Here is a 12,998-nt window from a genome sequence, read left to right on the forward strand (position 1 = left end):
AGACTCCTATATTCATAGGAGTCTTTTTATACTTCTACGTTGCTTTTTAAATGGAAGCATTCTTCCCTGCTTCAATTTCTAATGACTCTTCATGCCACCAAAGTGTTTCTTCAGGGTCTTCTTTAGCGATTAGGTGTGCTTCTTTTTTCGTTTCTACTGTAGGATATGAACCTTTTAGCGCACGCCCTGAAGTCGTAACAAATAATACACTAAATACAACTAATCCAATAATACTTACACCCGTCAAATAAAATGCTGGCGCAAGCGGGTTACCAGTTGCATGAACTAAGTATGAACATACGAGCGGTGTTGTTCCACCGAATATCGATACAGAAATATTAAATGAAATCGAAAGTGCTCGATAACGTACATCAGTGAAAAAGAGTGATGGTAATAATGAAGGTAATGTTCCTTCATATACACTTAAGAAGAAACCTAGTACGAAAATACCTGCAAATATAGCTGCAATATGTCCGTTACCTATTAGTAAAAATGCTGGAATTGCAAATACAGTTAAACCAAGTAAACCAATTTGCACGACGCGTTTATTACCAATTTTATCACTTAATTTACCAAAATATAGTGCTAGTGGAATCATAAGTGCCATCGTAATAGAAATAATTAATAAGCCCGTTGTTTCTTTGACTTTAAGTACTTGAGTTAGATAAGAAGGAATATACGAAAGAATCATATAATTCGTAATATTAAAGAAAGCGACAATTACTGTGCTTAATAAGAAGTCTTTTTTGTGATATTTAATAATATCCATAAATGAAAATTGTTCATTGTCTTCAGATTCCTCTTGTGCTTTTTCCATCTCTTCAAAGATTGGAGATTCATCTAGATGACGGCGTAAGTATAAACCGACCAAGCCAATTGGTGCAGCTACTAAGAACGGAATACGCCATCCCCAGCTGAGCATTTGCTCATCTGTTAACAATAACGTCAAAATGGTAACAATTACCGATGCAGCAATGTAACCTGAGAGTGTTCCAATTTCAAGACCACTACCGAGTATACCACGCTTTTTATCTGGAGAAGATTCTGCGATATAAACCATTGCTCCTGAATATTCGCCGCCTGTAGAGAAGCCTTGAATCATTCGGGCAACTAAAAGTAGTATTGGTGCCCATACACCAATTTGTTCATAGGTTGGTAGTAATGCGATGAATAATGTAGAAAGTGCCATTAAAATAATAGTAGTACTTAACACGATTTTTCGGCCGTACTTATCTCCTATTCTACCAAAGAATACACCTCCGATTGGTCGAACGAGAAAGGCTGCTGCAAATGTACCGAATGTAAGTACAAGTTGCAATCCACTATTATCAACACCTGAGAAGAATAATTGACTTAAGATAACCGCTAAATACGCGTATAATCCGAAGTCAAACCACTCCATTGCGTTTCCTATACCAGTAGCAATTACTGCTTTCCTGGCTTGTTTAGGATTGACAATATTAACGTCTTGAGGTTCAAAATTTAAATCATTATTTTGTTGCATATAATAAAACAGCTCCTTTTTAATTTAACTTCTTTAAGCACACCTTCTCTTATTGAATAAAATTAATTCGAAGCACTTAAGGAAAATTAACGTCTCCTTATCTGTTATTATTGTTTCACATAATTAATTATTTGTCCAATGAGATGCTCTCTAGGTTAAGTAATTTACTATTTTAAAAAGCTGAAGAAGCCGCTAAAATAGCGCCTTCTTCAGCTTTTTATATTTTTTTATATTTTTTTAAATACTTGCTGTAGCAGCTATGTTATGAATACAGGAAATAAACTCATAAGTGAATGCGTCAATTTCCTCTTTCGTAATAATATACGGCGGAAGTAATCGAATAATATTCCCTTGTGTTACATCGACTAACATCCCTTTATTCATTAACTCAATCTGTAATTTCTTCACATTTTCTTTCGTGTCATTCACACTTATCCCAAACATCATCCCCGCATGACGTACTTCCTGAATATAATAAGCATTTTCTTTCTGAATATCTTGCAGTTTGTCATTCAAATATAGTGACGTTTTATAAGCTTCTTGCATTAACCCATCATCAAGTAATGTATTTAATACAGTTAAACCTAAAGCTGTTCCCATTGATGAATGAGCAAATGTTGTCCCGTGATCTCCTGGTGAAAATACATCACATAACCTTTCACCTACAATAATTCCTCCTAGCGGTATCCCGCCTCCTGCTCCTTTACCAATTTGAATAATGTCCGGTGTGATATTAAAATTTTGATAAGCAAATAATTTTCCCGTTCGACCCATACCACTTTGAACTTCATCAACGACAAGAAGTACATTATATTTTTCACATAAATTTTGAACACCATGTAAATATTCATTTGATAAAGGATAAATCCCCCCGCTACCTAAAACAGGCTCTAGCATAATTGCAATTGGATTTTCTTTAATAATGGTTTCTTCTAATTGGTCTATATTCTCGCGCTCTACTTCATATACAGGAATAGATGTTTTAGGGAAATTTTGATATACCTTTTCTTGTCTCGTAAAATGCAGTGCCCCTAACGTCCTCCCGTGAAAACTATCTTTTAACACAACTACTCCATCACGCTCTTCATTCGCAATAAATCTATATTTATCAATTAATTTTAATGTCGTTTCTGTCGCTTCCGTACCAGAGTTTGTAAAAAAGACTTTTCCGCTTTTTAAAGTACAATCTACTAATTTCTTTGCATACTCAATTGCAACTGGGTTTAAAAAATGAAACGGTAAATGCAACGATTTCGTAACTTGCTCCATTGTCATTTGTACAATTTTAGGATGATTGTATCCTAATACATTTACTCCTACGCCAGAAAATAAATCTAAATACTCTTTACCATCTACATCATACAGTTTACACCCTTCTCCTCTTTCCATTGCAACCTCTGTACGACAATATGTAGACATCATATATTCTTTATCTAATTGAAACCAATCCGACATGTTAAATTCCTCCTAGTTATTTTCCCTTTTTTAACGTTCATTCTCTATATAATCGTTTATAAATTAAGTTTTAAGATTGAAATTTTAATAGTGGTTTTCTTCCACATTTTTAGTAAAACGTGTGCTTTCTCTTCCCGATATTCATTTTTCCATAATTTCTTCTATTTCAACAGGTCCACTACATATGTGTTTTTTTCATCTAGCGGTATGTTACTGCTTTGAACTGTGCGTGTCATACATAATTAAGGCTATAGAATCATATTTAGTAACAATGGACAAAAAAGATTTGGAGGCTATATCGATGGATGAAAACTATGATAAACAGGGGCAATCTATACTAGGGAAAGACTTTAATGAAAATGACGAACGTAATGAACAAGCTAAACTTCACTCTCAAACAGTTGGTTCACGTGGACCCGTACTAGAGCAAGATAGTGTACTGCATGAGTCATTACAAGAATTTATTCATGAAAAAATTTTAGAAAGACCTGTTCATGTAAAAGGATTTGGTGCGTTCGGTTATTTTCAAACGATATATTCGATGTCTGAACATACTAAATTAAGTTTTTTACAAAATTCTAATGAGAAAGTTCCTGTTATGGTGCGATTTTCGTTAGCTGTTAGTACGAAAGGAACACCGGATACTGCTAGAAATGTACGCGGTTTTTCTACAAAATTTTATACAAAAGAAGGAATTTTTGACCTTTTATGTAATCACATTCCTGTTTTTTCTGTTCGTGACCCAATGCGTTTCCCTGAAACGATTCAAGCATTATTGCCTTCACCTAAAAATAACTTAATAGACCCTAATAGATTTTGGAATTTTGTCGCTAAAGCACCTGAATCTATTCATTTTGTTGTCCGTTTATACTCTAATAATGGTACGGCCAAAAGTCTTCGCCACATTCCAGGACATAGTGTTAATACATATGTATGGAGAAATGCGGAAGGTAATCGAAAGTATGTAAAGTATCATTGGTACCCATTTGAAGGTGTACAGTACATTACTAATAAAGAAGCAATTAAACTAGCTGCTGAAAATCCTGATTATAGCGGGAAAGATTTATATGATGCTATTGAAAATGGTAAACCAGTGGAGTATGGTTTATACGTCCAGCTCATGGATCCGAAAGATGAAGCTTACCTATCTTATGATCCTTTAGATGACACAAAAGTATGGGATGAACAGGCGTATCCTCTCATACCAGTCGGGAAAATGGTATTAAATAAAAATCCTGAAAATTTTATGGAACAAGTAGAGAAAGTCGCATTCTCCCCTTCTAATTTACTGGATGGTGCAGAACTATCAGATGATAAAATGCTGCAAGGGCGCGCTAACATTTACAGTGATTCACAAAGAAGAAGAATTGGTCCCGAATTTCGCAAATTAACGATTAACCAACAGCAAGATTGGACACCCGCTAATCAAATTACAAGCGGTGACGGAAGGTACGTTGAAGGTAAACTTGAAAGAACTTCTATAACAAAACAGAATGACTTTACGCAGGCTGGTGAATTTTATACGAAGTTAGAACCGATAGAAAAAGAACATCTCGCTGAGAACTTAGCTAGTGATTTGAAAGTTATATCCGATGATATTAGGGAGATCGTTTTGGGGTATTTCAATCAAGTATCAACTGATTTGAAAACAAGCATTGAGACAAAAATGAAAGAGCATTAAGAAGATTAAAGTATTCTTTACGAATGAGAATTCAAATCTATATTAATTATTTTCTTGTCAAAATCCAATGAGATTATTTAATTTAAAAATATAAAGCCAATATATCCCTGTTCTATAATTAGAACAGGGATATATTGATATAGTTTAATTTTTAACATTACATACTTTATTTTGCTAAAAAATGCAATAAGTTTCCTTTCAAAATAAATTATAGTAAACTATTTTACTTGTACCGTATAATTCCCTGTTCCACCACCATACTTATATACACTTAAGTAATATTTCCCTGGCTTTGCATTATAATTTCCAAGCAATTTGTTTCCATCACGTTTTGTTGCATAAGCTACATAATTATTTAGATCTGATTCAGAATATAATACCCAGTTCAGTCCAAGATTTTGTTCGTTCGTAACAGAAATTTGTAAATCTTTTTGATCCTTTACATCAATAACAAATTTATCCCCCTGATCTTGATCGCTCAAGGTTCCTCTTAACAAAATATTCAAAGATAGTGGGTTTGCTGTTTCAAATGAATTATTTGGTTCTTTTTCTACAGCCGTACCTTCTTCCGTATTCACTCCGCTAAACACAACATCATATTCATATTGCCCAGCATTATTTACACGGTAATTTACAAAATAAGCAGTCAATGTTTTATATCCAGTCCACTCTTTTCCTGAAAGACGTTTCAACATATCATTTGTTGCTTCATTCATCACTTTCCAGTCCTCAACTTCTCCTTTAGCCGCACTTCCTGTATATGTCCCCTGTAGTGTAAATGTATTAAAGAATTGTGATTTATTCTTTGTTACTTTCACATCTTTTAATTTCGCTTCATTTGTAATATCTGAAGTAATGTCGGAAAGCGATTTTGGATCATGCTGAGTTAAATACTCATCTGATACTTGTGGAATTGTATACTTATCGCGATTATCAATAAGCATTTGCATATAAGATTGATATTCTTCATTTAACTTATTATCTTTGCTTAATGTAGCACGGTATGCATCGTAACTTGAAACATCATTTGCGCGAATCAAATCATGCACTTTATCGAACATTTCAGGGCGCTTATTATACATATATGATTGCAGCGCAAACGAATAATTATAAAAATCCCACGTTCCATATTTCGCATTTAATGTTTGTGATGCTGTATAACGTTTTGCAGGATCATTAGATAACCCACCAATTATACTTTTTCGCGGTACTACACTATCTAATCGCGTTGCACCTGCAAAGAACTCTGCGTTTCCTTCTTCAAACCATGTTAAACGTTCATTTTGATACATTTCTCCTTGTCCCCATAATCCCTGAACTTCGTACCTTCCCTGTAAGTAGTGCGTAAATTCATGGCGGAATAATTCTTCCAAACTATAAATACTTTGCTCTGGTGTACGTTCATATGTAAAGAAAGTCCCTGTCCCTTCAATATAAATCCCACCATTATTCGTTTCATATCCGTACAGTTGACGATTAAATTGATACTCATCTGGGCTATTATAAATAACCATCGTTAACACATCATCAGCATGTCCACTTTCAAGTGGTTTATCGCTACCAACTGCACGATAAAATTGAGAACGCACTTCTTTTGCCGCCCAGTATAGACGTTTAATTTTCTCTTCGCTAACTTTATCCCCAGCTTTAAAGACAATTGCTCCATCATCAAACGTATACGTTTTCGGTAAATATTTCTTTTTACCCTCTTCTCGAATTTGATCTAAATTTACAGTTTTTCCGTTTGCATCTATTCCTCCATAATTTGTAGTAATTTGTTCTGCCGCAACAAAGTATTGCTCTCCTAAATATGGATAAATTCGCATTGCATCTGTAACAACTTGTTGTCCTTTTGTCGGCGTGCTATGAAGCTTGCCCAATCGGCCAGCATAGTAAATTCCATTATTAATTAACCATCCGTTTTTATTTGTTACTGTACCAAGTAGTGCAAAACGATTTACTTCATTAATAAAGTTATCAATATTTCGAAACCACATCGTATCTTTAGGCTCTTTTCCAGTCGTGTACATATCCGTCTGAATATCAAAGTCAATTCCCTTCATCAACTCATATATAGCGTCTCCTTTTGTTCGGTCTTCAATGAAAGTTGCAAGATTATCGTTATATTGTTTAAAAATTTCACCTGCATATAAAACCGTTTCAACATCTGCTGATGCATTTCCAATTAATTTTCCATATGATGCAATTACTTTATTTTGTTCTGATGTACCAAGTTTGAAATTTGGATTTTTTGCAATTGTTTTTAAAGCTGGTAAACATTTATCATGGTAGCTACGCTCATTTAGTTTGCTTAATTCATCATGGTAAAAACCTAAATAAAATGCTGCACGTAGAGCTTCTACTAATGTTTCAATCCCTTTTGAATCATCTTTCGTATAAGCTTGTCCTTGTTCTGCTAGTTTATTAATAATTGCTTGCATTCGACTATCATCTTGATAGAATTTAAGACTATCACTATTAAACTGAAATAATTCTGGAATTTGATACCATTTAATTGTCACAAGAAGATCAGTTAATTGTTTATTATTTAATTGATTTAACTCAGCCATTGAATACTTTTTTTCTTCAGCTAACGGTTTAATATTATCGTTTGGTGCTAGTGGACGCTGCGAAAAATCCGCTAATTTTAACCGTTTTGTAAAAGATGCATTTTCTTGTACTTTTGAAGGGTGCGCCAATTCATCAACAGATTTCTGTATTCCTACCGGCTCCATTTGTAATACGTTCTTCAGATTTTTCTCTTTTGTCTCTGCTTGAATTTGCAAACCATTACATGTTATTGTCACTAGTCCAACACCAAGAATCCACTTAGAAATTTTCGAATATTTAACCATACCATTGCCCCCTAATAATTTAAAAGAAAATTCAGAATTTTTAAAACGAAAACCTACTTATTTGTATGTATTTACAGTTCCGCTATAAATACAACTATGATTAATAATGCAATAGTAGCTTGTTTTATACTATTACGAGTACAGATTCCTTACATACAATCTCCCTTCCTTACATTTAATACAAGCAAAAACTGTGCCAATCATATTTCTTATGCATGGCCAATATTCTTTTATAAATACTGTAGAATAAAATATACATAGGTGGTTCGGCAATGTATAAATCATTTGACACAAAATCTAATGTTTATGAAGAACAAATTCATTGAATGTTATAAGTTCATTAGCCAGTACATAATTTCCAACTAAAAACATCCCCAATTTTTAAATCTCTCAAAAAAAGGTAAACAAACATATTCCATAAAGCTAATATGTTCGTTTACCTTTTTCTATTTCAAATCAACAGCAAAATATCGTTGAATAAAAACAGCATGAATAAGTATTTTGTTATTCATTTCTCTTTTTCATATAATCTTTTTCACATTGCAAAGGCTTGAATTTCACTTTTTTCCCTTTCTTCTTTTTCGTTTTTATAACGAGCCATTCCCCTTTTTCAACGTCTAGTTTTAGGCGTTTCATTACATTGATATTATCTTTTTCTTTATAAAGTAAAAATGCTTCTTGCGCCCTCACAAATAAGCTGGGCTGTTCGCTAAATCCACCACTATCATAAATTTTAGTTAGCGAATTATAATAAGAATCATTTTCCTTTCCACCATACATCAAATGGGCAGCCTCCAGATCTCTTTTACTTACTTCCCAAAAACTATGTTCATCAATATTTAAATTAAATGTGGATTTAATGTCCTGTATTATATTCTTCACATACTTTTCATCTCGAACTTTTCTTTCTTCGAGACAATCCGAAGATAACCTTGGTGCATCTGATTGGGAATGTACAACGTGTTGTATCGATACACACAGAATAAATATGCTTAAAATGTAAAATATTTTTTTCATATTTACATATCACCTCAAATGATTTAGATACTATATCATTTGAGGCTTACAATATTCTTATACTAATAATGTAAAAGGCCCTATAATTTAGACTATTATAGGGCCTTTCCTTTTAATATTGCTTTATTAAATTCACCGGTGAAGCCAGTACCTTACTACTTTTTACATCATATAATCCTATAGGTGTTACTCGTATAAAAGGCAAGTGCGTCGCAGAAAAGAATAAAATTGTAAATGCTGGATCATCATACGCGTAGCCACGCTCTTGTAGTAATTTCACCATCTGTTTCTCTTCCTGTATTAATTCACTCATTTTTAAATTAGACATAATCCCGAGCAATGGTAATGCTATTTCGTGTAACACTTCATTGTTTTCTGCTACGACCATTCCACCACCGAGCTCTTTTACTCTACGAAAAGCTGTAAGCATATCTTCTTTACTTTTTCCAATGAGAATCATATCACCTGTGCCGGAATAAGAACTAGCAAGACCACCTAATTCTTTCGCAAAACCTTTTACAACTGTATTTACTCGCCAAGTACCATCACGAGCAATCATCATGAGGAAGCATTCATCATGATCCGTGGATAATTCATCACAGTCTATATTGATTTCACTAGTATATGGTTTTGTAATAACGTTATTTAATAAGTGTATCCCCGTTTTATTAGAGAAAATCATATCCTCTTTTTCTATTGACCAATCTAATGATAATGGAGTTACTTTATATTTACTCCAGTCTATATGTAATGCTTCATGCGTATTTACACCGTCACGCTTCACCCATTTCCCCTTTGCAAGGACACTAATTGGTACTGGGTTTTCTTTACTTTCTAAAATATTGATATTAGCAATTCTACCTGTCGCAATCGAACCATGTACATGTTCCATATTATAATAGCGAGCAATATTATAACTTGCCATATGGTATGCATCTATTACTGGCACTCCTTGTTTTATCGCGGTAGAAATCATTACGTTTGTCATTCCATTTTCATAAAACGAAGGATGTGAGCCGTCTGTAGTAAGTATAAATCTATCAAACTGTTTCACGCCTAATTCCAACAATTCTTTTAATAAAACTTCTAAATCCGGTCTAATGGAAGAATTTCTAAGAGAAACGGTGTAACCTTGCATAAGACGAGTGAAAGCTTCCTGCCCTGTCATCGCTTCATGATCACAATCTGTACCTAACAGTTTTAACTTCGCTAAAGTCGTTTCAGATGCACCTGGAAAATGGCCTTCTACTTTCTTCTGCAATCGCTTCGTTTCCTGCATCCAAGTTAACATTTCATCATCACCATGTAATAATTTTGGCCATGCTGTTAACTCCCCACCTTGAAGAACAGCTTCTTGTTTCAGCCATTCTATTATTTCTTTACTATTAAACAAAGATTCCCCGTTTTGCAATTCAGTCTGTCCATCAAAACGGCACCACCAATACATAGTAGCTGGAATCTTTTTAAATTCCTCTAATAAACGAAATGATTCTTCACGTTTTAATGTGAAAAATAGAGTTAAATTATCACTAATAAAAGTCGTTGTCCCAAATTGCATCGCATGATTTGCTAGCGTCTCTGGGTTATACAACTGATATGGATGTGCATGCGGTTCTATGTAACTGGGAACGACATACTTTCCATCACAATCAATGACTTCACATTTATATAGTTGCTCTGGCAACTTTTCTCCTACATATATAATACGGTCATCATAAATCCAAATATTTGCTTGCATCCATTCACGTATATAGGAATTTAAGTATGTTGCATTCTTTAATAATTTGTGTGGACTTCTTGTACCGTCTATTATTTCTACATGTTCTCGTAATTGCTTGTTACTCCATCTAAACTGATTTTGTCCCAATGTATTTCACTCCAAATCAATTTACTTTTTTATTAAAACAAAATAATTAACAAACTAAAGTATTATCCATTCATAACTCCCCTGTATAGCCCCTATACCTCTCATTATATGGAATACTCTCAAAAATAACAATTTTCAAAACAAACAACACCTCTTTGTCTCACAACAAAAAGGATGTCATACAACTGACATCCTTTTTATACTAAACTATAAGATTGAATTGCACTTTGAAATACACTTGTATCATATTTATGTTCTACATATACTTAATACCATATTATGAATGTTAATACTGTCCTTATTTGTGAAATTTAAAAAGCATCTCTTTTATTTACAGCTATTGCAGAAACCTATTCGCTTTTTCTTCATCTATTTATTAAATTCAACTTGCATCATTTTATCAAACTGTGTAAGAATATCAACCGGACCTAAAGAATTAACATTGACAGCAAATGTATGCTTGCCTCCAATTACTCCACCAGCAAAAGTCATAAACCCAGGAATTGATCCTCCGTGCCCCCATACTGAGACACCATTTGGAAGTTTAGTCTCATAGATTCCAAGACCATATCCATCCCCAACCCCTTTTCCTTCTACAGGAACTGTAGTAAGCATTTCTTTTAGCTCGCGTTCCTTCAGTAACTTACCACCGAGTAAAGATGAAAAAAATTTGTTTAAATCATCCGCATTAGAAATCATATCTCCAGCTGCATTAGCTAAACTCGGATTATAATACGTAATGTCTTTCAACTCGCCTGTTTCTTCCATTTTCACATATCCACGAGCATGATTCTTTCCTGGGATGACGGGTGAATTCCCTGGTAAAAACGTATTTGGCAAGTCCAGAGGTTCAATAATTCGCTTTTCAATTTCTTCCGCATAACTATTACCAGTTATTTTTTCAATAAGCATTCCCAATATTACATATCCTGTGTTTGAATACAACCAGTCTTTGCCCGGCGAGAAATCTGGAGGCAGAGAAAGGCCTATTTTCACTATTTCTTCTGCTGTATACGTTTTTTTCGAATTCATTACGTCAGCGTCTTTTGACTTTAAATATTCAGCGATACCACTCGTATGATTCAAAAGTTGTCGTATCGTAATTTGATTTCCATCATACCCATTTCCTTGCACGAGACCCGGCAGCCACTTTTCAATTGGATCGTCAAGTTGTACGCGATTTTCTCCTACTAATTGAAGAACAGTCGTGGCGGTAAAAGTTTTCGTCACACTACCAATCCGAAAGCGAAAATCCGATTTCACCGGTTTCTTTGTAATTAAATCCGCCACGCCAACAGTATAACTATTAACTTTCCCTTTATTAGACGTCTTAGCTAATACCCCTGGTGCCCCAATTTGTATTGTTTCCTGCATTACTTGTTTCCATCCATTCCGATTCTTTTGATTAGGTTCTTGTGACGAATTAGAAATATTTTGAGTAGACTCTGCTTTCACAGTAAAACCAGGTGTAAATAGAGTAGTACCCGCTAATAAAACTGCTAAACTGGCCAACTTAATTTGATTACGTGTTTTCATAAGGCTTTCTCTCCTCTATTAATATCGTATTGATTCGAGCTATACTTTCATCCTATACGATAAACCTCTCTTTTTTCTTATTCATTCCTTACAAAATACTTACGTTTAAATTTAAATAGGGTAAACTGAGGTAGAGTTATGCATGCAAATAAAAAGAGAACATGTTTTCACTTTTTATGTAAACATGTTCTCATAAACATTTAAAATTCTATATCAGCTTTTCATCCTATTCTTTACACAACTAATCTAAATTCCTTTTTACCAGCCTGCACTAGCATTCATACCATTTCCAATAATAGAAAGTAATAACGGCCATAATACTGGTCCTAATGTAAGAAATACATTTAGAAGTATGAGCATTCTATATCCAACGGTGAAATTGTGATTTTTACGATTAACAAATACTAAACTGATTAATGATATTATAGTCGTTAAAAATAATACTAACATTAGCAACCAATACCACACCATTAAACTAAGACTCCATGGTGTTAATAGCTCATGTATGATGCAAAATGAGATTCCTAATACTGCAAAACTAAAGCTAGTCACCGCTGTTTTTATAAGCCATTTATTTAATTTTTTATCGTATGTATTTTTACAGTATAAATCTATTAAAGTATATAAAGATAAATATGACATTAATACGCCTATCCAAGATAATAACCAATCACCGTCCCCTTGAAATAATAAGAACAGCAACCAACACATACCTACTGCTGAAAAAACAAAGGAAATAAGTATGCTTTTTAATACCGATTTCATTATAGTTCACACCCTTAAAAAATTTAAAAATAAATTATAAGTTATTATTTACATGCTGACCGTGTAACTTTTAACTCTAATACATTTCTTTTTCTTTCTATTTTAATAAAACAAGGATAAATACATTAAAAAATTAAATATACATTAACACAAAATTAAGTATAAGTAAAACGAATTAATTTACACTTAATTCACTTCACTTATTTAAAGGTGATTACATACATGAAGAAGAAGAATAATAATGTTGATTAAAAAATTGTAACAGAATTAACTAATATAACCATTTCAACCTTAAATTGAAATAAAAAAGATGACCTC

At 33.5% G+C, this 12,998-nt stretch carries 8 protein-coding genes; 1 reads left to right on the forward strand and 7 read right to left on the reverse strand.

The features are described 5' to 3' along the window. Nucleotides 1-46: 46 nt before the first annotated feature. Together QCI81_RS02095 and QCI81_RS02100 are read right to left on the reverse strand one after the other, a co-directional pair. Nucleotides 47-1,504, reverse strand: coding sequence for an MFS transporter (locus QCI81_RS02095; protein ID WP_001186932.1), 1,458 nt, complete (start codon nucleotides 1,502-1,504; stop codon nucleotides 47-49). Nucleotides 1,505-1,741: 237 nt separating this feature from the next. Further along, on the reverse strand, nucleotides 1,742-2,959 hold the full coding sequence (locus QCI81_RS02100) for an aspartate aminotransferase family protein (protein WP_071732022.1): 1,218 nt from the start codon (nucleotides 2,957-2,959) through the stop codon (nucleotides 1,742-1,744). Between the two features lie 301 nt (nucleotides 2,960-3,260). On the opposite strand from QCI81_RS02100, the gene QCI81_RS02105 reads away from it, so the two are divergent. Further along, nucleotides 3,261-4,640, forward strand: a complete 1,380-nt coding sequence (locus tag QCI81_RS02105; RefSeq protein ID WP_071732021.1) for a catalase — start codon at nucleotides 3,261-3,263, stop codon at nucleotides 4,638-4,640. A 218-nt stretch (nucleotides 4,641-4,858) separates the two neighbouring features. Here QCI81_RS02105 and colA read toward each other — a convergent pair whose 3' ends face one another. The 5 genes from colA to QCI81_RS02130 form a co-directional block, all read right to left on the reverse strand. After that, complete coding sequence (gene colA / locus QCI81_RS02110; RefSeq protein ID WP_071732020.1) at nucleotides 4,859-7,495, reverse strand: collagenase ColA; 2,637 nt, start codon at nucleotides 7,493-7,495, stop codon at nucleotides 4,859-4,861. A gap of 504 nt (nucleotides 7,496-7,999) precedes the next feature. Beyond that, nucleotides 8,000-8,512, reverse strand: coding sequence for a hypothetical protein (locus QCI81_RS02115; RefSeq protein ID WP_000719367.1), 513 nt, complete (start codon nucleotides 8,510-8,512; stop codon nucleotides 8,000-8,002). Nucleotides 8,513-8,624: 112 nt separating this feature from the next. Beyond that, nucleotides 8,625-10,379, reverse strand: coding sequence for an adenine deaminase C-terminal domain-containing protein (locus QCI81_RS02120; protein WP_353810602.1), 1,755 nt, complete (start codon nucleotides 10,377-10,379; stop codon nucleotides 8,625-8,627). A gap of 369 nt (nucleotides 10,380-10,748) precedes the next feature. Next, a complete protein-coding gene (locus tag QCI81_RS02125) occupies nucleotides 10,749-11,915 on the reverse strand; it encodes a serine hydrolase domain-containing protein (protein WP_071732018.1) in 1,167 nt (388 codons plus the stop codon). A 258-nt stretch (nucleotides 11,916-12,173) separates the two neighbouring features. Then, the gene (locus QCI81_RS02130; protein WP_000843829.1) at nucleotides 12,174-12,680 is read right to left on the reverse strand and encodes a DUF3902 family protein; all 507 of its coding nucleotides are present in this window, start codon (nucleotides 12,678-12,680) and stop codon (nucleotides 12,174-12,176) included. Nucleotides 12,681-12,998: the final 318 nt, after the last annotated feature.

This window comes from Bacillus cereus group sp. MG20, from assembly GCF_040459885.1.
In the GTDB taxonomy this organism is placed as follows: Bacteria; Bacillota; Bacilli; order Bacillales; family Bacillaceae_G; genus Bacillus_A; species Bacillus_A cereus.